Origin of the sequence: Georgenia phoenicis (assembly GCF_047302425.1) — a bacterium.
Taxonomy (GTDB): Bacteria; Actinomycetota; Actinomycetes; order Actinomycetales; family Actinomycetaceae; genus Oceanitalea.
The window spans coordinates 2,295,299-2,315,390 of sequence record NZ_CP154855.1 but is presented as its reverse complement, the minus strand read 5'-3'; the positions used below and the strand labels follow the sequence as shown (position 1 = coordinate 2,315,390).

At 73.9% G+C, this 20,092-nt stretch carries 22 protein-coding genes; 15 read left to right on the top strand and 7 right to left on the bottom strand.

Annotated features, from left to right (window positions below; translation table 11 throughout):
* Nucleotides 1–41: 41 nt before the first annotated feature.
* Nucleotides 42–908, bottom strand: coding sequence for an SDR family oxidoreductase (locus AA0005_RS10960; protein ID WP_413450203.1), 867 nt, complete (start codon nt 906–908; stop codon nt 42–44).
* Between the two features lie 47 nt (nt 909–955).
* Nucleotides 956–1,315: a VOC family protein gene (locus AA0005_RS10955; RefSeq protein ID WP_413450202.1), complete on the bottom strand. Its 360-nt coding sequence runs from the start codon at nt 1,313–1,315 to the stop codon at nt 956–958.
* A gap of 56 nt (nt 1,316–1,371) precedes the next feature.
* Here AA0005_RS10955 and AA0005_RS10950 point away from each other — a divergent pair, with 56 nt between their 5' ends.
* The 3 genes from AA0005_RS10950 (at nt 1,372) to AA0005_RS10940 (ending at nt 5,966) form a co-directional block, all read left to right on the top strand.
* Complete coding sequence (locus AA0005_RS10950) at nt 1,372–2,397, top strand: GNAT family N-acetyltransferase (RefSeq protein ID WP_413450201.1); 1,026 nt, start codon at nt 1,372–1,374, stop codon at nt 2,395–2,397.
* Between the two features lie 138 nt (nt 2,398–2,535).
* Complete coding sequence (locus AA0005_RS10945; RefSeq protein ID WP_413450200.1) at nt 2,536–4,596, top strand: M3 family metallopeptidase; 2,061 nt, start codon at nt 2,536–2,538, stop codon at nt 4,594–4,596.
* Between the two features lie 62 nt (nt 4,597–4,658).
* Nucleotides 4,659–5,966 carry a M20/M25/M40 family metallo-hydrolase gene (locus tag AA0005_RS10940; protein ID WP_413450199.1) on the top strand — a complete coding sequence of 436 codons (1,308 nt, stop codon included), beginning with the start codon at nt 4,659–4,661 and terminating at the stop codon, nt 5,964–5,966.
* Nucleotides 5,967–5,969: 3 nt separating this feature from the next.
* Here the strand turns inward: AA0005_RS10940 and AA0005_RS10935 are convergent, their stop codons facing one another.
* Nucleotides 5,970–6,203: a DUF5703 family protein gene (locus AA0005_RS10935; RefSeq protein WP_413450198.1), complete on the bottom strand. Its 234-nt coding sequence runs from the start codon at nt 6,201–6,203 to the stop codon at nt 5,970–5,972.
* A 79-nt stretch (nt 6,204–6,282) separates the two neighbouring features.
* Here AA0005_RS10935 and AA0005_RS10930 point away from each other — a divergent pair, with 79 nt between their 5' ends.
* Entirely contained in the window at nt 6,283–6,549 is a 267-nt protein-coding gene (locus AA0005_RS10930) for a DNA primase (RefSeq protein ID WP_413450197.1), read from the top strand.
* A gap of 3 nt (nt 6,550–6,552) precedes the next feature.
* Here the strand turns inward: AA0005_RS10930 and AA0005_RS10925 are convergent, their stop codons facing one another.
* Entirely contained in the window at nt 6,553–7,491 is a 939-nt protein-coding gene (locus AA0005_RS10925) for an aldo/keto reductase (RefSeq protein WP_413450196.1), read from the bottom strand.
* A 44-nt stretch (nt 7,492–7,535) separates the two neighbouring features.
* On the opposite strand from AA0005_RS10925, the gene AA0005_RS10920 reads away from it, so the two are divergent.
* The 4 genes from AA0005_RS10920 to AA0005_RS10905 all read left to right on the top strand — a co-directional run bounded on the left by AA0005_RS10920 (nt 7,536) and on the right by AA0005_RS10905 (nt 11,921).
* A complete protein-coding gene (locus AA0005_RS10920; protein WP_413450195.1) occupies nt 7,536–8,396 on the top strand; it encodes an undecaprenyl-diphosphate phosphatase in 861 nt (286 codons plus the stop codon).
* Nucleotides 8,397–8,459: 63 nt separating this feature from the next.
* Nucleotides 8,460–9,374: a VOC family protein gene (locus AA0005_RS10915; protein ID WP_413450194.1), complete on the top strand. Its 915-nt coding sequence runs from the start codon at nt 8,460–8,462 to the stop codon at nt 9,372–9,374.
* 17 nt (nt 9,375–9,391) lie between these two features.
* A complete protein-coding gene (mshC, locus tag AA0005_RS10910; protein ID WP_413450193.1) occupies nt 9,392–10,666 on the top strand; it encodes a cysteine--1-D-myo-inosityl 2-amino-2-deoxy-alpha-D-glucopyranoside ligase in 1,275 nt (424 codons plus the stop codon).
* Between the two features lie 4 nt (nt 10,667–10,670).
* Nucleotides 10,671–11,921: a YihY/virulence factor BrkB family protein gene (locus tag AA0005_RS10905; protein WP_413450192.1), complete on the top strand. Its 1,251-nt coding sequence runs from the start codon at nt 10,671–10,673 to the stop codon at nt 11,919–11,921.
* Here the strand turns inward: AA0005_RS10905 and AA0005_RS10900 are convergent.
* Complete coding sequence (locus AA0005_RS10900) at nt 11,867–12,757, bottom strand: PAC2 family protein (RefSeq protein ID WP_413450191.1); 891 nt, start codon at nt 12,755–12,757, stop codon at nt 11,867–11,869. The two genes, AA0005_RS10905 and AA0005_RS10900, sit on opposite strands and share 55 nt — an antisense overlap.
* 116 nt (nt 12,758–12,873) lie before the next feature.
* Here AA0005_RS10900 and AA0005_RS10895 point away from each other — a divergent pair, with 116 nt between their 5' ends.
* The gene (locus tag AA0005_RS10895) at nt 12,874–13,530 is read left to right on the top strand and encodes a class I SAM-dependent methyltransferase (protein WP_413450190.1); all 657 of its coding nucleotides are present in this window, start codon (nt 12,874–12,876) and stop codon (nt 13,528–13,530) included.
* On the opposite strand, the gene AA0005_RS10890 is transcribed toward AA0005_RS10895, so the two are convergent.
* Nucleotides 13,527–14,243: a hemerythrin domain-containing protein gene (locus AA0005_RS10890; protein ID WP_413450189.1), complete on the bottom strand. Its 717-nt coding sequence runs from the start codon at nt 14,241–14,243 to the stop codon at nt 13,527–13,529. The genes AA0005_RS10895 and AA0005_RS10890 overlap by 4 nt on opposite strands.
* A 164-nt stretch (nt 14,244–14,407) precedes the next feature.
* Between AA0005_RS10890 and AA0005_RS10885 the strand changes: the two genes are divergently transcribed.
* Both AA0005_RS10885 and AA0005_RS10880 read left to right on the top strand, forming a co-directional pair.
* Complete coding sequence (locus AA0005_RS10885; protein WP_413450188.1) at nt 14,408–15,121, top strand: HAD family hydrolase; 714 nt, start codon at nt 14,408–14,410, stop codon at nt 15,119–15,121.
* Between the two features lie 21 nt (nt 15,122–15,142).
* A complete protein-coding gene (locus AA0005_RS10880) occupies nt 15,143–15,973 on the top strand; it encodes an aldo/keto reductase (RefSeq protein WP_413450187.1) in 831 nt (276 codons plus the stop codon).
* 23 nt (nt 15,974–15,996) lie between these two features.
* Here the strand turns inward: AA0005_RS10880 and AA0005_RS10875 are convergent, their stop codons facing one another.
* Nucleotides 15,997–16,917: a RecB family exonuclease gene (locus tag AA0005_RS10875; RefSeq protein ID WP_413450186.1), complete on the bottom strand. Its 921-nt coding sequence runs from the start codon at nt 16,915–16,917 to the stop codon at nt 15,997–15,999.
* Between the two features lie 87 nt (nt 16,918–17,004).
* Here AA0005_RS10875 and AA0005_RS10870 point away from each other — a divergent pair, with 87 nt between their 5' ends.
* From AA0005_RS10870 to AA0005_RS10855, 4 genes are read left to right on the top strand one after another with little or no spacing between them, the layout of a single operon-like run.
* Nucleotides 17,005–18,129: a site-2 protease family protein gene (locus AA0005_RS10870; protein WP_413450185.1), complete on the top strand. Its 1,125-nt coding sequence runs from the start codon at nt 17,005–17,007 to the stop codon at nt 18,127–18,129.
* Nucleotides 18,130–18,184: 55 nt separating this feature from the next.
* A complete protein-coding gene (locus AA0005_RS10865; protein ID WP_413450184.1) occupies nt 18,185–18,622 on the top strand; it encodes an MmcQ/YjbR family DNA-binding protein in 438 nt (145 codons plus the stop codon).
* 39 nt (nt 18,623–18,661) lie between these two features.
* Nucleotides 18,662–18,943, top strand: a complete 282-nt coding sequence (locus tag AA0005_RS10860; RefSeq protein WP_413450183.1) for a DUF2277 domain-containing protein — start codon at nt 18,662–18,664, stop codon at nt 18,941–18,943.
* 46 nt (nt 18,944–18,989) lie between these two features.
* Nucleotides 18,990–20,039, top strand: a complete 1,050-nt coding sequence (locus tag AA0005_RS10855) for a tRNA (adenine-N1)-methyltransferase (RefSeq protein ID WP_413450182.1) — start codon at nt 18,990–18,992, stop codon at nt 20,037–20,039.
* Nucleotides 20,040–20,092: the final 53 nt, after the last annotated feature.

The following is a 20,092-nucleotide window of genomic DNA, read 5'->3' as shown; positions in this document are numbered from 1 at the left end:
TTGGCAGTCCCGCCGTCGTCGTCCTCGCGGTGCGGGTCATGTCAGAAGACGGGCTTGCCGCCCGTGACGCCGAGGACGGTGCCCGACACGTAGCTCGCGTCGTCGGTGGCGAGGAAGACGAAGGCCGTGGCGACCTCGATCGGGTGGCCGGCGCGGCCCAGCGGTGCGTTCTTGCCGAACTCCGGCATCGACTCGGCGGGCTTGGTGGCCGGCTGGAGCGGGGTCCAGATCGGGCCGGGGGCGACGGCGTTGACCCGGATGCCCCTGGGGCCGAGCTCGGCGGCGAGGTTGACGGTGAGGTTGTTGATCGCGGCCTTGGTCGAGGCGTAGTCGAGGAGCGTCTCGGAGGGCTGGAAGGCCTGGATCGAGGTGCAGTTGATGACGCTCGCACCGGGCTTGAGGTCGTCGAGCAGCGCCTTGGTGAGCCAGAAGATCGAGAAGATGTTCGTCTCGTAGGTCTGGCGCAGCTGCTCGTCGGTGATGTCGGCGAGGGAGTCCTGGGCCATCTGGTAGCCGGCGTTGTTGACGAGCACGTCGATCCCGCCCAGGCCCTCGACGGCGGCGCGCGCGAGGGCGATGTTCGCCTCCTCGGTGCGCTGGTCGGTGGGCAGGAGCACGCAGCGCCGGCCCGCGGCCTCGACGTGCTTCTTCGTCTCCTCGGCGTCCTCCTGCTCCTGCTCGAGGTAGGCGATCGCGACGTCCGCCCCCTCCTTGGCGAAAGCGATCGCGGTGGCGCGGCCGATGCCGGAGTCGCCGCCGGTGATGAGGGCGCGCTTGCCCTCGAGCCGCCCGCGGCCGACGTAGCTCGTCTCGCCGTGGTCAGGGATCGGGTCCAGACGGTTGGTCCACCCCGGCCAGGGCTGGCTCTGCTCGGGGAAGTCCTTCATTGCCTCGGTGTCGATGTCCATGGCCCCATCCTTCGACCGCCCCGGCCGGGCCGCATCCCGGGGCCGGGTCAGCCGCCCGTCTGCTCCGTCCACACCGCGAGGCGGTGGCCGCTCGGGTCCTCCAGCTCGAAGCGGCGCCCGCCGGGGAAGTCGTAGGGCGGTGCGACGACCCGGCCGCCGGCCTGCTCGACGGCCGCGAGGCTCGCCTCGAGATCGTCGCTGTAGAGGATGACGAGCGGCCCGCCGGGACGGACGTCGTCGACCTGGACGAGGCCGCCCGCCTCCCGCTCGCCCTCCCCGCGGATGCCGCTGTAGCCGGGGCCGTAGTCGGTGAACTGCCACCCGAAGGCGGCGGCGTAGAACTGCTTGGAGACCTCGAGGTCGCGGACCGGGATCTCGACGTAGTCGATGCTGTGGTGTCTGCTCATGGCCGGACGGTAGACCCGCCCACCGACATCGCCGCCGTCGCGTAGCCTGCGCGGTCATGGAGCCCTTCCCGCTGCACGACGGTGACCTCACGCTCACCGTCCCCACCGCCGCCGACGTCGACCGGATCACCGAGGTCTGCCAGGACCCCGAGGTCCAGCGCTGGACCGTCGTGCCCTCGCCGTACCGGCGCGAGGACGCCGAGTGGTTCGTCAGCACCATGGTGGAGGCTGGGTGGGAGCGCGGGGACAACCACACCTGGGCGCTGCGCCACGGCGGGCGGCTCGTGGGGATGGTCGGGATCTCGCGGGCCGCCGGCTCGGGGGAGATCGGCTACTGGCTCGCCCCGGAGGCGCGTGGGCTGGGGCTCATGCACCGCGCCGTCGGCCTCGTCCTCGACACCGCCTTCGGGCGTCTCGGGCTGGAGCGGGTCGAGTGGCGCGCCGACGTCGGCAACTGGCCGTCGTGGCGGGTGGCGTGGCGCCACGGCTTCCGCCGTGAGGGGCAGGTGCGGGGGATGGGCGTGCACGGGGACCGCCGCGTGGACCAGTGGGTCGGCACCCTGCTGCGCGAGGACCCGCGCGAGCCCGCCCACCCGTGGGACGGGCCCGTCGGTGGCGTCGTGCCGGCCGACCCGCGCGTCCCCGAGGCGCTCGTGCACCAGTTCCACGAGCACTTCGGCGTGCCGGTGGCCTCCGACGCGCCGTCGGTCGACCGCGAGCGGGTCCACCTGCGCATGGCGCTCGTCGCCGAGGAGATGGCCGAGCTCGTCACCGCCGTCTACGGCGCCACGGCGGGCAGGGAGATGGAGGCCGCCTTCACCCGCGCCGTCGCCGCCGACGACGGCGCTCGCGACACCGTCGGGGCCGCCGACGCCCTCGCCGACCTCGTCTACGTCCTGTACGGCATGGCCCAGGAGTGCGCGGTCCCGCTCCCGGACGTGCTCGCCGAGGTGCACCGCGCCAACCTGTCCAAGCTGGGAGATGACGGGCGTCCGCTGCTGCGGGAGGACGGCAAGGTCCTCAAGGCGCCGGGCTACCGGCCCCCAGACGTCGCCGGTGTCCTTGCGCGTCGCCGTGACTGAGGGTGCGTGCCACAAAGGAGCGCGGACACCACTCGGGCAGGGGCGGTACCCGGCGTGTCGCGCGGCGTGTCGTGGTCGCCATGCCGGCTTTGTGGCACCTGACCCGGGTCGCGGGCGGTCGGGCGCGACAATGACCCCATGACCGACACCACACTCGCCGCGGACAGCCCCTTCGCGAGCCCCTCCGACCTGCCCTACGAGCTCCCGGACTTCGGCGCGGTGCGCCACGAGCACCTGCGCCCCGCGGTGCTCGCCGGCCTGGCGGAGCAGCGGGCCGAGTGGGAGGCCATCGCCACCGACCCGGCCGAGCCGGACGTCGCCAACACCCTCGAGGCTCTCGAGCGCTCCGGCGAGCTGCTGCGTCGCGTCGGCCCGGTCCTCAGCACCCTCGTCTCCTCCTGCGCCAACGAGGAGCTGCGCGCGCTCGAGGCCGAGCTCGCCCCGCTCCAGTCGGCGCACTACGACGCCCTCTACCTCGACCGCCGGATCTTCCAGAGGCTCGAGGCGCTCGCCGGGCAGGACCTCGACGCCGAGACCGCCTGGCTGCTCCACACCTACCGCAAGGACTTCGTCCGTGCCGGCGTCCAGCTCGACGACGAGAGCCAGGCCCGCCTGCGTGAGCTCAACTCCCGCCTCACCACCCTGGAGACCGAGTTCTCCCAGCGCGTGGTCAAGGGCATGGACGCGGGCGCCGTCCACGTCACCGACGCCTCCCGCCTCGCCGGGCTCGACGAGGGCACGATCGCCGGGCTCGCCCAGGCGGCCGCCGACCGTGGCCGCGAGGGCTACCTCATCACCCTGCAGCTGCCCACCCAGCAGGCGCTCCTCGCCCAGCTCGAGGACCGCGCACTGCGCGAGGAGCTCCATACCGCCTCCGTGCAGCGCGGCACCGGCGTGGACGAGGCCAGCGACACCCGCGCGACCATCCTCGAGATCGCTCGCCTGCGTGCCGAGCGCGCGCAGCTGCTCGGCTACGAGCACCACGCCGCCTACGTCGCCGAGGACGGCACCGCCGGCACCACCGCGGCCGTCAACGAGATGCTCGCCCGGCTCGCGGCGCCCGCCGTCGCCAACGCCGGGGCGGAGGCCGAGGAGCTGGCCGCCGCCCACGGCGGCCCGATCGAGCCGTGGGACTGGTCCTACCTCGCCGAGAAGGTGCGCCAGGAGCGCTTCAGCATCGACGACTCCGTCCTGCGCCCCTACCTCGAGCTCGAGCGCGTCCTGCACGACGGCGTCTTCCACGCCGCCAACCGGCTCTTCGGGATCACGCTCACCGAGCGCCCCGAGCTCGCCGGCTACACCGACGGCGTGCGCGTGTGGGAGGTGAAGGAGGAGGACGGCAGCCCGCTGGGCCTCTTCGTCGGCGACTACTACGCCCGCGAGGGCAAGCGCGGCGGGGCGTGGATGCACAACCTCGTCGACCAGTCCCACCTGCTCGGGCAGCGGCCGGTCGTCGTCAACAACCTCAACATCACCCGCCCGGCGCCCGGGGAGCCCACGCTGCTCACCTGGGACGAGGTCATCACGGCGTTCCACGAGTTCGGCCACGCGTTGCACGGGCTGTTCTCCAACGTCCACTTCCCCTCGCTGTCCGGTGCGAACGTGCCCCGCGACTTCGTCGAGTACCCCTCGCAGGTCAACGAGATGTGGGCGCGCGAGCCCGAGGTCCTCGCCCGCTACGCGCGCCACCACGAGACCGGTGAGCCGCTGCCCGCCGAGCTGCTCGACGCCCTGCTCGCCTCGGCGCAGTACGGCGAGGGCTTCGCGACCACCGAGTACCTCGGGGCCGCGCTGCTCGACCAGGCCTGGCACCAGATGACTCCCGAGCAGGTGCCCACCGACCCCGCCGAGGTGGAGGACTTCTCCGCCCGGGCCCTGGAGCGCGCCGGCGCCGCGGTGCGCCTCGTCCCGCCGCGCTACCGCTCGACCTACTTCAACCACACCTTCGGCGGCGGCTACGACGCCGGCTACTACTCCTACATCTGGAGCGAGGTCCTCGACGCCGACACCGTGCGGTGGTTCGAGACGCACGCCCCCAGAGACGACGACGGCGGGCTCGGTCGCGCCGCCGGCCAGCGTTTCCGCGAGGTGCTCCTCTCGCGCGGCCACAGCGCCGACCCGCTGAGCTTCTACCGCGAGCTCCGCGGCCGCGACTCCGACATCCAGCCCCTGCTCGAGCGCCGCGGCCTCACCACCTGACAGACGCCCGCGCGCCAGGGGAGGGGCCGGGTGAGCGAGCGCACCGGGTTAGGGTCGGGGGCATGACTGCGCCCACTGACGAGGTCGTCGAGATCTGCCGGCGGCTCATCCGGATCGACACGTCCAACTACGGCGACGGGTCGGGCCCGGGGGAGCGCAAGGCCGCGGAGTACGTCGCCGAGCTGCTCACCGAGGTCGGCTGGGAGCCCGAGCTCATCGAGTCCGAGCCGGGCCGTGCGTCGGTCGTGCTGCGCATCGAGGGCACCGACCCCTCCCTGCCGGCGCTCGTGCTGCACGGCCACACCGACGTCGTCCCCGCCCAGGCGGAGGACTGGCAGGTCGACCCCTTCGGTGCGGAGGTCCGCGACGGGATGATCTGGGGCCGCGGCGCCGTCGACATGAAGGACATGGACGCGATGATCCTCACGGTCGTCCGCGACATGGCCCGCAGCGGCTGGCGGCCGCGGCGCGACGTCGTCGTCGCCTTCTTCGCCGACGAGGAGGCCGGTGGCGCCAAGGGTGCCCGCTGGCTCGTCGAGCACCGCCCGGAGCTCTTCGAGGGCGCCACCGAGGCGATCAGCGAGGTCGGCGGCTACTCCGTCGAGGTCGACGGCCGCCGTGTCTACCTCCTCCAGACCGCCGAGAAGGGCCTCGCCTGGCTCCGGCTCCTCGCCGAGGGCACCGCCGGTCACGGCTCTCAGGTCAACACCGACAACGCCGTCACCCGCCTCGCGGGCGCCGTCGCGCGGATCGGCGCGCACTCCTGGCCGCTGCACCTCACCGGCACCGTGCGCCAGCTCCTCGGCGGGGTCGCCGACCTCACCGGCACCACCTTCGACCCGGAGGACCCCGAGGGCATCGACCGCCTCGTCCGGGCCCTGGGCCCGGCGCAGAAGTTCGTCGGCGCCACCCTGCGCACCGGCGCGAACCCCACGCAGCTCACCGCGGGGTACAAGGCCAACGTCATCCCGGGCAGCGCGGAGGCCGCCCTCGACGTGCGCTACCTGCCCGGCGAGGAGGAGGCGGTTCGCGCCACCCTCACCGAGCTCGCCGGCCCCGGCGTGCGGATCGAGCCGATCCACGCCGACGTCGCCCTCGAGGTGCCCTTCGAGGGCGAGCTCGTCGACCACATGGTCGCCGCCATCGACGCCGAGGACCCGGGCGCCGTCGTCCTCCCGTACATGCTCTCCGGGGGCACCGACAACAAGTCCCTCGCGCGCCTGGGCATCACCGGCTACGGCTTCGCGCCGCTCCAGCTGCCGCCCGAGCTCGACTTCGCGGGGATGTTCCACGGCGTTGACGAGCGCGTGCCGGTGGACGCGCTCCACTTCGGGGTCAGGGTCCTCGAGCGGCTGCTGCGCACCGCCTGAGCGCTACAGGGTGCTGCGCACCTTGATGATCTTGCGGCGCAGCCACACCTTGCGGCTGCCGCCCAGGTAGAGGCGGGTACGGGCCAGCTCCCAGCGGCCGTACTCGGCCTCCTCGGTGAGGAGCTGCCGCACCTGGGAGCGGCTGGTGGAGGGGGGCAGCGACAGCACGCGGAACTCGTACTGCGAGGCGCTGCGGACGTCGGGACGGGGTGGGGTTTCAGGGGTGTACCAGACCATGTCGTAGACCATTGTCTCCCATCGTCACCGCTGCCCGGGCGGGCTGTGCCATTACTACCAGGCGCGATACGGTCATCCCATGTCAATCGACCCGCGCGCCGCTCTGGATCGCTTCATCGCCGCGCTCGAGGCGCACTTCGAGCTCGCCAGCAGTGCGCAGGACCCCGAGTCCCAGGCGATCGAGGACGCCGCCGCCACCGTGGAGGACGCGTTCTTCACCTACGACGACGCCCTCTACACCGCCTACCAGGTCGAGGTTCCGCTCGAGGCCTACGGCGACGAGGACGACGACGAGCTCGACGAGGACGACGACCTCGAGGACTTCAGCCTCGACGAGGAGGAGTAGCCGTCACGCGGCGCTGACGTCGTCCAGCGCCCGGCGGATCGCGTCGGGCAGCTCGAGGTCGGCGCCCGCAAGCACGCCGCGCAGCTGCGCGGCCGTCCGTGCGCCGACGATCGCCGAGCTCACGCCCGGCACGTCGCGCACCCAGGCGAGGGCGACCTCCAGCGGCGTGCGCCCCAGCCCGTCCGCCGCCGTCGCGACGGCCTCGACGACGCCGCGGGCACGGTCGGTGAGGTAGGGCTCGACGAAGCCCCGCAGGTGCGGCGAGGCGGCCCGGGAGTCCGCCGGGATCGTGCTGCGGTACTTGCCGGTGAGGACCCCGCGCCCCAGCGGCGACCACGCGAGCACCCCCGTGCCGAGCGCCCTCGCGCCCGGGAGGACCTCCTGCTCGACGCCGCGCTCGAGCAGCGAGTACTCGACCTCGACGGCGGCCAGCCCGGTCGCGTCCGCGCCCAGGCTCGCCGCGGCGTAGCCCTGGTACCACGCGGGGTGGTTGGACAGGCCGGCGTAGCGGGTGCGCCCGGTGGCGACGGCGTGCCGCAGCGCGGACAGCGTCTCCTCGAGGGGGGCGTCGGCGTCGTGGGACTGGACGAGCCACAGGTCCAGGTGGTCGGTGCCGAGGGCGGCGAGCGACTCGTCGAGGGTGTCGAGGAGCGTGGCGCGGGAGGCGTCGAGCCGGCTGCCGCGGGAGGTGTGCCGCACACCCGCCTTGGAGCACAGGACGACGTCGCGGCGGTCGACCTCCGCCAGCAGGCTGCCGAGGAGGGACTCGGCCGCGCCGTCCCCGTAGGAGGCGGCCGTGTCGATGAGCGTGCCGCCGGCGTCGAGGAACAGCGACAGCTGCTCGGCCGCCTCGTGCTCGTCGGTGTCCCGCCCCCAGGTCATCGTGCCCAGCCCGAGTGACGACACGAGCAGCCCGCTGCGCCCGGCCCTGCGAAGTTCCATGGCGCTCACGCTACCGGCGCCCGCGGCACGTAAGGTGAACCCTCGTGACGTGGTGGGAAGCAATCGTGCTCGGCGTGGTCCAGGGACTCACGGAGTTCCTCCCCATCTCCTCCAGCGCGCACCTGCGCATCGTGGGGGACCTGTTGCCCGGAGGGGGTGACCCCGGGGCGGCCTTCACGGCCATCACCCAGCTGGGGACCGAGACGGCGGTCCTCCTGTACTTCCGCAAGGACATCTGGCGGATCATCCGGGCGTGGTTCGGCGCGCTGCCGGTCGGCCCCTGGCGCGGCACGGTGCCCAAGGATGACCCCGACGCCCGGATGGGCTGGTACATCATCATCGGCTCGGTGCCGATCGTGGTCTTCGGCCTGCTCTTCCAGGACGCGATCGAGACCTCGCTGCGCCACCTGTACATCACCGCGGCGATGCTCGCCGGCTTCGCGATCCTCCTCGGCGTCGCGGACCGCTGGGGCCGCAAGCGCAAGGAGCTGCGCGAGCTCACGCTGCGCGACGGCCTCCTCTTCGGCCTCGCCCAGTCTCTTGCCCTGGTGCCGGGCGTCTCGCGCTCCGGCGGCACGATCACCATGGGGCTCCTCCTCGGCTACACCCGGGAGGCCGCGGCCCGGTACTCCTTCCTCCTGGCGGTCCCGGCCGTCTTCGGCTCGGGTTTCTACCAGCTCCTGGGCGCCGACCCCGCCCCGGACGCCCCGGGTGCCGCGGCGACGGCGATCGCGACCGTCGTCGCCTTCGGCGTCGGCTTCCTCGTCATCATCGCCTTCCTCAAGATCGTCTCGACGTACTCCTACATGCCCTTCGTCGTCTACCGGATCGTGCTGGCGGCGCTCGTAGTGGCGGGCGTCGCTGCTGGCCTCCTCGACCCCCTCGGAGCCGCCGGCACGGAGTAGCAGCCGGCCGGACGTGACGGTTCTCTCCCGCACATAGTTGACGCATCAACTATGGTGGTGGCCATGCAGACCACCACGCCCTCGCACCTGCCCGGGACCAACACCCGTGCCGCCGCCAACCGGGACCTTCTCGCCGCCGACACCGAGATGGGTCCCGTCACCCTGCTCGTCGGCGACCTCGACCTGCTGACCCGGTACTACGTCGAGGGGCTCGCCCTCACCGTCATCAGCGCCGAGGGCAACGAGACCGTCCTCGGCCGCGGCACGCGGCCGATCGTCGTGCTGCGCCACGACCCGAGCCTGCCGCGCGGCAGCCGCCGCGACGCGGGTCTGTTCCACACCGCGATCCTCTTCGAGGACCCCGCCGCCCTGGCCTCCGCCGTCGCCTCCCTCGCGCGCCTCGCGCCGCAGAGCTTCGTCGGTAGCACCGACCACCTCGTCTCCGAGGCCTTCTACTTCACCGACCCCGAGGGCAACGGCATCGAGCTCTACCTCGACCGCCCCCGCGACACCTGGCGCTGGGAGAACGGCCAGGTGGCGATGGACACCATCGCCCTGGACCCTAACGCCTACCTCGGCGAGCACCTCGACGCCGGGCGCCTGTCCACGGCGACGGCGGACCCCGCCGTCGTCGGGCACGTGCACCTCCAGGTCGGGGACACGACGACGGCACGTGAGTTCTACGTCGACACGCTCGGCTTCGAGGCGACCTTCGAGATGCCCAGCGCGCTGTTCGTCTCCGCCGGCGGCTACCACCACCACATGGCGATGAACACGTGGAACAGCGCCGGCGCCGGTCCGCGCGTCCCCGCACTGGGGCTGGGTGTCGTCGACATCGTCGTGCCCGACGCCGAGGAGATCGGCGCCCTCACCGACCGCCTCAGGACCAAGGGCTGGGCCTTCCGTGACGACGGTCGCACCCTCGAGGTCGAGGACCCGTGGCGCAACCTCGTCCGAGTCGTGGCCGCGGCGCACTGACGGTTAGGCTGCCCCTCGTGCACTCCTGGCCTGCCCCCGACCTTCCCGATCTCCCCGGACGCGGCCAGCAGGTCCGCCTCACCGACTCCGGTACGGGCGAGCTCGTCGCGACGGCGGCGGAAGGACTGGCGAGCCTCTACGTCTGCGGGATCACCCCCTACGACTCGACGCACCTGGGGCACGCCAACACCTACCTCGCCTTCGACCTGCTCGTCCGCGCCTGGGGCGACGCCGGCCGCGAGGTCCGCTACGTGCAGAACGTCACGGACGTCGACGACCCGCTCCTCGAGCGGGCCGAGGCCACCGGCGTCGACTGGCGCGAGCTCGCCGCCGAGCAGACCGACCTCTTCCGCGGCGACATGACGGCGCTGCGGGTCGTCCCGCCCGACCACTACGTCGGCGCGGTCGAGACCATCCCCCTCGTCGTCGACGCCGTGGAGGAGCTGCTCGCCAAGGGCGCCGCCTACCGCGTGGACCAGCCCGACGCGCAGGGCCACGGCGTGGGCGACGTCTACGCCGACATCTCCGCCGACCCGCGCTTCGCCATCGAGACCGGCCTCGGCGCCGCCGAGATGGCCGAGTTCTTCGCCGAGCGCGGCGGCGACCCCGACCGCCCCGGGAAGCGTCAGCCCCTCGACCCGCTGCTGTGGCGCACCGCGCGCCCGGGCGAGCCGCAGTGGGAGGGCCGCAGCCTGGGCGTGGGGCGTCCCGGCTGGCACATCGAGTGCGCAAGCATCGTGCGCGAGTTCCTCGGCGTCCCGGTCGAGGTCCAGGCCGGCGGCAGCGACCTCGTCTTCCCGCACCACGCGTGCAGCGAGTCCCACCTGCGGCTGCTCACCGGCCGCGACAGCGCCGTGGGCGTCCACGCGCACGGCGGCATGGTCGCCTACGACGGCGCCAAGATCAGCAAGTCGCTGGGCAACCTCGTCCTCGTCTCCCAGCTCGTCGCCTCCGGCGTCGACCCGATGGCCGTGCGCCTGGTCATGCTCGCGCACCACTACCGGGAGGACTGGGAGTACACCCCCGCGCAGCTCGAGGCCGCGACCGAGCGCCTCGCCCTGTGGCGGCGCGCGATGACCGCCGAGCGCGGCTTCGACGCCACCGGGATGCTCGAGCAGGTCCGCACCGCCCTCGCCAACGACCTCGACGCCCCCACCGCCCTCCACGCCGTCGACGCGTGGGTGGCCGCCTCGGAGTACGACGACGGCGCCGCCCGCACCGAGTCCGACCGTGGCCCCGCCCTCGCGGCGCGGACCGTCGACGCCCTCCTCGGCGTGGCCGTCACCCCCTGAGCCTGTGCTGCCCGTCGCGGTCCTCCTCGTCGGGCTGGGCGGAGCGGTGCTCGCACGGCGGCTGGACCCGGTCCGCGATCGGCTGAGCACCGCGGCGACGACGATCCTCGCCGTCCTCGGCGCGGCGGCGGCCGGCCTGCTGCCGCTCGCCCAGGGAGGCGGGTGGTGGGTTCTCCTCCCCGCCACCGTCGGCGCGACGGCGCTCGTGGCGCTCGGTGCCGTCGTCAACGAACAGACCCTCATGCCCCTGCGGGAACGGTCCGCGGACGGGCCCACCCTGGCCGAGCGGGCCGAGGCCTGGGCCGAGCGGCACCACGTGGGCCCGCGGGGGACGAACCTGCTCGCCGTCGTCGTCCGCTCGCTGCGGCGGGCGACGGAGGTGCGGGTCACCGGGCTCGCCGCCGAGATGACGTACTACGGGCTCATCTCCCTCGTCCCGCTCCTCACCGCCCTCGGGGCGAGCCTCGGCTTCCTCGAGCGGCTCGTCGGGCAGGAGGCGGTGACGCGCATCGAGGAGTCGCTGGTCGACGCCGTCTCCACCGTCTTCGCCGAGCAGGTCGCCGCCGACGTGCTCGCCCCGCTCATCGAGGGCCTGCTGCGCGAGGAGCGCGCCGGCGTCGCCGTCGGCAGCGTCCTCGTCGCGCTGTGGCTCGCCAGCCGCATGTTCCGCGCCGCGATCCGCGCACTCGACGATGCCTACCGGGTGCCCGAACGGCGCGGGCTCGTCGGCCAGTACGCGCTGGGCATCGCCCTCGCGCTCGGCGCTGTGGTCACGCTGCTCACCATCCTGGCCGCCGTCGTCGTCGGCCCGCTGCTCGGTGACGGGCAGGAGATCGCCGACCGGCTCGGGCTCGGCGCCTTCTTCGAGCTGGCCTGGTCGGTGCTGCGGTGGCCCGCCCTGGCGGTGGTGACGACGACGTACCTCACCATCGTCTACCGCTACGGGCCGAACATCACGACGACGTGGCGGCGCTGCCTGCCGGGCGCGGCGGTCGGCACCGTGGGGCTCGTGCTCGTGTCCGTCGGGTTCAGCGCCTACCTGCGCGTGGCCGGGCCGAGTGCGCCGGGCGGGGAGAGCGTCGAGGGTGCAGCGGTCACGGCCGCGGCGCAGACGATCGGCCTCGTCCTCGCCGGGGTGGTGTGGCTGTGGCTGAGCAGCATCGTCACGCTCGCCGGCGGGGTGGTGAACGCCGAGCTGGCTCAGCGAGCGGGCGGGGGAGGGGTGCCCCCACCCTTGTCCCGTCGGCGCAGGTAGCGCTCGAACTCGCGGGCGATCGCCTCGCCGGTGGCCTCGGGCAGCTCGGCGGTGTCCTTGGCCTCCTCGAGCTGGCGGACGTACTCGGCGACCTCCGGGTCCTGCTCGGCCAGCTCGTCGACGCCCGCCTGCCAGGCGCGCGACTCCTCCACGAGGTCCCCGAGGGGCAGCGGCTCACCGACGAGCTCCTCGAGGGCGCCGAGCAGCGCGAGCGTCGCCTTGGGCGAGGGCGGCTGGGCGACGTAGTGCGGCACCGCGGCCCACAGCGACATCGCGTGCATGCCGCGCTCCTGGGCGAGCTGGGCGAGGACGCTGACGATGCCGGCGGGGCCCTCGTACTCCGAGCCCTCGACGCCGAGCAGCGCCTGCACGCCCGGGTCGTCGCTCGTCACCTGGCAGGGCACCGGCCGGGTGTGCGGGACATCGGCGAGGAGCGCGCCGATGCTCACGACGCTGCCCACCTCCCACTCCTCGGCGACGTCGAGGATCTCCTCGCAGAAGTCGAGCCAGCGGAAGGAGGGCTCGATGCCCTGGACGAGCAGCACCGTGCGGCCGGCGACGGGCGTGCGGGCCACGGAGATCGTCGTCGTCGGCCACTTGAGCACGCGCACGCCGTCCTCGTCGCGCACGCTCATCGGGCGGTTGACCTGGAAGTCGTGGAAGTCCTGCGGGTCGAGGTCGTGGACGTCGTGGGCAGCCCACGCCTCGGCGACCACCTGCAGCGCCTGACTGGCGGAGGACCCGGCATCGTTCCAGCCCTCGAAAGCGGCGAGGAGGATGGCGGGAGTGCGCTCGGCATCGTCGGGTGCCGGGCTGCGGTCGGTCTGGTCGGTCATCCCCTCAGCCTATGCGTGCGGGCGGACGCGGGCGGTGCGCGGCCCGCGTGACACCCCTTGTCCGGCCCGGGCCCGGTCCGCCAGAGTGGTGCCTCCAGCCGACCACGGAGGCAACGATGTCCGACCGGCGCACCTGGCAGACCGAGGCGGACCGGCTCGGGAACGCCGACCCCGACCACCCGACCGCCTGGTTCGAGCGGCTCTGGTCGGCCGCGCGACGCGGGGAGGTGACGACGCCGTGGGACCGGACCGAGCCGCACCCCGCCCTGGCCTCCTGGGCGAGGCCCGCCGACGGGCCGGGCCGCACCGCCGTCGTCGTCGGGTGCGGCCTGGGAGCGGACGCCGAGCACCTCGCGCGGCTCGGGTACACGACGACGGCCTTCGACATCTCCGCGTCGGCCGTCGCCGCCGCGGGGGCGAGGAACCCCGGCTCCCCGGTGCGCTACGCCGTCGCCGACCTGCTCGACCTGCCGGCGGCCTGGGCCGGCGCCTTCGACCTCGTCGTGGAGATCTACACCGTCCAGGCGGTGAGCCGCGACGTCCGCGAAGCCCTGGTCGACGGCGTCCGCTCGCTCGTCGCGGAGGGCGGGACCCTGCTCGTGGTGCAGGCCGCCACGGAAGAGCCCGACGACGAGGGGCCACCCTGGCCGCTGACCCGGGCCGAGCTCGAGCTCTTCGCGACGGAGGGGCTCACCGCCGTCTCGGTCGAGGAGATCGTGGCCGACGGGCGGCGCTCCTGGCGCGCCGAGCTCCGGCGGCGCGGGCGCGGCTAGGCGGCGTCGCGGCGGGTGCTCGGGTCCTCGCCCCGGCGCATGAGCGGCAGGTGCTCGACGGCGTGGGCCGCGCGCGTGAGCCCGCGGCTGGCGGTGCGCAGCGCGGGGCTCACGCGCTCGGGGCCGCGCCGCGCACCGGCGTCAAGCAGGTCGCGGAGTCGGTCGAGCACGGACAGGAGGACGGCGGAGATGACGTTGCCAGGGGGACGCCGCGCGACGACGGGGTGGGCGCGCGTCGGGGCCACCCGTCGCACGACCTCCCACAACACACCGAGCCGCCGCAGGTCGCGCCTGCTCACCGCCTCCTGCAGCCGCGGCAGCAGGACGTCCTCCTCGTCGCGGACGTCGTCGCGCAGCACGACCGTCAGCCGGTCGAGGACGGCGCCGCGCTCGGGGTGGTCGTGGTCCATGCCCTCGAGACGGGTGACGAGCTCGTTGACCTCCTGGTGCTCCTGCTCGACCTCGAGGCTCAGCTCGTGGCCGTCGGGCAGCACCCGGCGCAGGGTCGGCCACAGGACCGACTCCTCGGCGAAGGCGTGCGGGAACACGAGGCGGTAGATCCGCTGGAGCACCGCGTCCTGCTCCTGGCCGCTCGTGCGGTGCCGCTCGTGGAGCAGGCGGTCGAGGGTGATGTGGTCCGTCCTCTGGCGGGTGAGGACACTCACCGGCCCGCCGAGCTCGGCCATGCTCTGGTCCGCGATGGATCGGGACATCGTGCCTCCTCGCTCGTCCGTGCCCACACGGTACGCCCGCCTCGCCGGTGGCGAACCTCCAGGGTGCCTGCCGCGTCCGCCCGGGTAGCCTGGGCGCAGACCTGCCGTGCGACGCAGCCGCCGACGACCGGCGCCGTCGCACGTCCCTGACGATGGAGACCTGCTTGACGCTCGCGAACCCCGCCATGTCCGAACGCCGTGCGCCGGGGGCCCGGCCGCCCGCCGCCGTCCTGTGGGACATGGACGGCACCCTCGTGGACACCGAGCCCTACTGGATCGCCACGGAGACCGCGCTGGCCGCCGAGCACGGCGGGACGTGGACCCACGAGCAGGGCCTGGCGATGGTCGGCAAGCCGATCACCCACACCGCGACGCAGCTGCGGGAGCTCGGCGTGCCCGGGACCGTGGACGACGTCGCCGCCGAGCTCGTGCGCCGCGTCACCGAGTGCATCCGCACCGAGGGGGCGCCCTGGCGGCCCGGTGCCCGCGAGGTCCTCGCCGCGCTCGTCGAGGCCGGCGTGCCGTGCGCGCTCGTGACGATGTCCTACCGCCAGATGGCCGAGGCCGTCCTCGAGACGCTCCCGGCCGGCACCTTCGCCGCCGTCGTCACCGGCGACGAGGTGACCCACAGCAAGCCGCACCCCGAGCCCTACCTGCGGGCCGCCGAGATCCTCGGCGTGGACGTGCGCGACTGCGTCGCCGTGGAGGACTCGGTCCCCGGCGTCGCGTCCGCGCTCGCCTCGGGTGCCGCCACGATCGCCGTTCCGCTCATGGTCGAGATCGCGCCGAAGCCCGGACTCAGCATGCTGAGCACGCTCGACGGCCTCACCCTGGACGAGATCGCGACCATCGCGGCCGGTGAGCCGCTCATCAGGTAGTCAACACTCAAGGAGGAGCCCATGACCGTTCCCGTCCTCACGCTCGCAGGCGGCGTCCGCATCCCGCAGCTCGGCTACGGGGTGTTCCAGGTGCCGGCGGACGAGACCCAGCGTGCCGTCGAGACCGCCCTCGAGGCGGGGTACCGGCACATCGACACCGCGGCCGCCTACCGCAACGAGGAGGGCGTGGGCGCAGCACTCCGCGCCGTCGGCCTGCCGCGCGAGGAGGTGTTCGTCACCACCAAGCTCCGCAACAAGGACCAGGGCACCGAGGAGACGCTCGCCGCCTTCGAGGCCTCGCGCCGAGCGCTCGGCCTCGACGTCGTCGACCTCTACCTCATCCACTGGCCGGCGCCGGCCAAGGACCGGTACGTCGAGGCGTGGCGGGCGCTGGAGAAGCTCCACGCGGAGGGCGCGGCCCGGGCGATCGGCGTGTCGAACTTCCTGCCCGAGCACCTCGACCGGCTGCTCGCCGAGACCGACGTCGTGCCCGCCGTCAACCAGGTCGAGGTCCACCCCGGATTCCAGAACCGTGAGGTCACCGAGGCCACCGAGCGCGCCGGGATCGCCGTCGAGGCGTACTCGCCGCTGGGCCGTGGCGCCTCGCTGGAGAAGCCCGAGATCACCCGGACCGCGGAGGCGCTCGGCGTCACGCCGGCCCAGGTCGTGCTGCGCTGGCACCTGCAGCGCGGGCGCATCGTCATCCCGAAGTCCGCCACCCCCGAGCGCATCCGCGAGAACATCGGGGTCGACTTTGAGCTCGACGACGAGCAGCTCGCCGCGATCGACGCCCTGGACGCCGGTGAGCGCACCGGCGGCGACCCGGCCACGATGAACCTGCCGCAGGACTGAGCCCGCCGCGGGCGCGGCGGCGGTTACGCCGTCGTCGCGTCCGCCGGCACGGCCGTGGCGCCCGCCGCCGTCCGCCCGACGGCTGCCAGCAGGCGGTCTATGCCCTCCTGCGGCGGCTGGGGCGGGGTGCCGCCGAAGGACGGGCAGAAGTCCCGGAAGCTGCACCAGTCGCACAGCCGCGAGACGCGCGGGCGGAAGTCCCCGGTCTGCGCGGCCCGGGTGATCGCGGCCCAGATCGACTCGACCTGGTCCTCGGTGGCGAGGAGCTCGTTCTCGGTGGGGTCGAGCGTGAGGACCTGGCCGTCGGCGAGGTAGACGAGCTGGAGGCGGCGCGGCGCCGTGCCGGTGAGGCGCCAGAGCATCAGCCCGTAGAAGCGCATCTGGAACAGCGCCTCGGAGGCGTACTGCGGCCTGGGGGAGCGGCCGGTCTTGTAGTCGACGACCCGCACGGCGCCGTTGGGCGCGACGTCCATGCGGTCGACGAAGCCGCGCAGCAGGATGCCCGAGCCGAGCTCGACCTCGAGGAGCTTCTCCCGCTCCGCCGGCTCCAGCCGCTGCGGGTTCTCCACCTGGAAGTACCGCTCGACGAGCTCCCGGGCGCTGACCAGCCAGGCCCGCAGCTCCTCGGGCGTGCCGAACATCTCCTCGACCTCCGGCCGCGTGCTGCGCAGCTCCTCCCACGCCGGGCCGAGCAGCTCGACGCCGGCGGCCGGGTCACGCTGCGCGGCGGGCAGGTCGTAGAGCCGCTCGAGGACACTGTGGACGAGGGTGCCCTTGGCCGCGGCCGGGCTGGGCGGCTCGGGCAGGCGGTCGACCATGCGGAACCGGAACAGCAGCGGGCACTGCATGAAGTCCTTGGCGCGCGAGGGGGACAGGGCCACCGGGCGCAGGGCCGCCGGCTCCGCCGACTCGGCGATGGGGGACTCGGTGCTGCTCACTGCCATGCCGCCACTGTATGTCGGGGGTCCGACACGGCAGGGGAGGCCCGCGCAGGCTGTGGGGAAGGTCGCGCGGGGACATAAGGTGCAGGAATGGCACAGCTGGGTGAGCGCACCTCCTCGGGCTGGGTGATCGGGCACGTCCGCCGTGTGCCGGTCGTCTTCGCCCCGTCCTGGTTCGTCATGGCGGTCCTCCTCGGCGTCCTCGTGGCCCCGACGATCACGCGCGTCGTCCCCGGCGCCGGGACCGCGGCCACCGTCCTCGCCGCCGCGAGCGTGCCGCTCATGCTGCTGCTCGGCGTCCTCGCCCACGAGCTCGCCCACGGGATGGCGGGCCACGCCGTCGGCTCCCCGCCGCGCGAGTACGTCCTCACGCTGTGGGGCGGGCACACCCAGTTCACCTCCGACATGCGCAGCCCCGGTGCCTCGGCGCTCGTCTCCGTCGTCGGTCCCCTCGCCAACGCCCTTCTCGCGCTGGTCTCGTGGGTCGCCATCGGCCAGGTCGACTCGCCGCTCGCCTCGGTCGTGTGGCAGATCGCCGCGCTGAGCAACGCCGTCGTCGCCGTCTTCAACCTGCTGCCGGGCTACCCGCTCGACGGCGGACGCATCCTCGAGGCGATCGTGTGGAAGGTGACGGGGGACCGGCTCACCGGGACGAGCGTCGCCGGCTGGGGCGGGCGCGTCGTCGCCGTCCTCGTCGTCGTGGTCGGAATCGGCAGGCCGCTCATGCTCGGACTGCGCCCGACGATCTTCACCGTCCTGTGGGTCGTGCTGCTCGCCGGCTACCTGTGGACCGCCTCCACCCAGGCCGTCAACCTCGCCCGCGCGCGCCGCAACGCCGCGCACATCGACCTGCGCGCGATCGCCGAGCCTGCCGCCGGGCTGCCCGCCTCCGCACCTGTCTCGGCCGCCGATGCCCTCGGCCCGCGTCGCGTCGTCCTTCTCGACGACGGCGGTCGCGTCACCGGGCTCGTCGACCCCTCGGTCCTCGCCCAGGTCCCGCCGCACGCCCGCCCCACCACGCCGCTGTCCGCCGTCGCCTCCGTGCTTCCCGCCGAGAGCGTCGTCACCGTGCTCACGGGCGCCGACGGCGTGGGAGCGGCCGCCGTCGCCGCACGCACCAGCCCCGTCGTCGTCCTCGTCGACGGGCCCGCCGGCGTCGTCGGGCTCCTCGCCGTCGCGCGGCTCGAGGAGGCACTGCGGCGCGCACCGCGCTGACCCGCCCCGGATGTCGGTGCCCGGTCCTACCCTCCCGTCATGAGGAGGTGGTGACATGCCGCACCCGCGGATGTACGACGACGACGATCCCTACCTCGCCCGGCTGCGCCCGATCGCGCTCGGCTTCCCCGCCGCGACGGAGGTCGAGACCTTCGGGCGGCCCACCTTCCGGGCGCGCAAGATGTTCGCGATCTACGGCGGCGGCACGAAGGGGCCGGAGGGCACCCGCCGGATGTACGAGCATGGCCTCATCGTCATCCCGGACGGCGAGGAGGAGCGGGCCGCGCTCGGGGAGGACCCGCGCGCCTTCGTGCCCGCGTACTACGGGCCCTTCGGCTGGGTGGGCATCGATCTCGCCACCGCGCCGCCGGAGGAGGTCGACTGGCAGGAGGTCGCCGAGCTCCTCGACGGCTCCTACCGGCAGGTCGCCGGGCCGCGGCTCGTGCGGCGCCTCGACGAGGACGGCGGGCCGGCCGCGAGAGGGGGCGCCTGAGGTCTTCCCGGCGGCGCCGCCCGGTGCCACCCTGGAGCCATGTGCCGCAACATCCACCCCCTGCACAACTACGCGCCGCCCGCCACGGACGACGAGGTCCACGCCGCAGCCCTGCAGTACGTGCGCAAGGTCGCCGGCATGACCAAGCCCTCCCAGGCGAACGCCGCGGCCTTCGAGCACGCGGTCGAGCACGTCGCCGCCGCTACTCGCGAGCTGCTCGACTCCCTCGTCACCAGCGCGCCGCCCAAGGACCGCGAGGTCGAGGCCGCCAAGGCGCGCGAGCGCAGCCGGCGCCGCTTCGCCGAGCAGCAGCCCGCCTGACCCCGCCGGGAGGACGGCGCGGGCACGGCCCGTAGACTCGTCGACCGTGACTTCCCACCCCGCCTCCGACCTCCCGCTCGGCCCCGCGCGCCGCCGCGGCCCCCTCGCGATCGGGGAGCGGGTGCAGCTGACCGACCCGAAGGGCCGCCTGCACACGATCACCCTCGACCCGCAGGCCACCTTCCAGACCCACCGCGGCTACCTGCGCCACGACGCGATCATCGGCGGCCACGAGGGCGTCGTCGTCGCGACCACCGGCGGGGTCGAGTACCTCGTCCTGCGGCCGCTGCTTGCCGACCACGTCCTGTCGATGCCGCGCGGCGCGGCCGTCGTCTACCCCAAGGACGCCGCCCAGATCGTCGCGATGGCCGACATCTTCCCCGGCGCCCGCGTCGTCGAGGCCGGCGTCGGGTCCGGCGCGCTGAGCATGTCGCTGCTCCAGGCCGTCGGTCCGCAGGGGCGCCTGCTCTCCGTCGAGCGCCGCGCCGACTTCGCCGACATCGCCCAGGCCAACGCCCGCGCCTGGTTCGGGGAGGACCACCCGGCCTGGGAGGTCGTCGTCGGCGACCTCGCCGAGGTGCTGCCCACCGCCGTCGAGCCCGGGTCGGTGGACCGCATCGTCCTCGACATGCTCGCCCCCTGGGAGAACCTCGCCGTCGCGGCCGACGCGCTCGCCCCCGGCGGCGTGCTCATCGCCTACGTCGCCACGACCACCCAGCTCTCCCGGTTCGTCGAGGACGCCAAGGCCACCGAGCAGTTCACCGAGCCGCGCGCTTGGGAGACGCTGCTGCGCGGCTGGCACCTCGAGGGCCTCGCGGTCCGCCCCGACCACCGGATGGTCGGTCACACCGGCTTCCTCGTCACCACCCGCCGCATGGCCCCGGGCGTGACGCCGCCGCTGCGCAAGCGCCGCCCCGCCAAGGGCGCCTACCCGGTGGAGGAGGACTGGGCCGAGGACCTGGGCGAGCGGACCGTCTCGGACAAGAAGCTGCGCCGCGTGCGCCGCGACCAGGACCGCGCCGAGCAGCTGCGCGTCACCGGCTCCGAGCGTCCCGAGGAGCTCACCCAGGACGAGGAGCAGCCGCCCACCAGCTGACCCGGCCCTGCGAGTCCCGTGGGGCGTGACCTACCGTGGGGGACGGTGCCGAG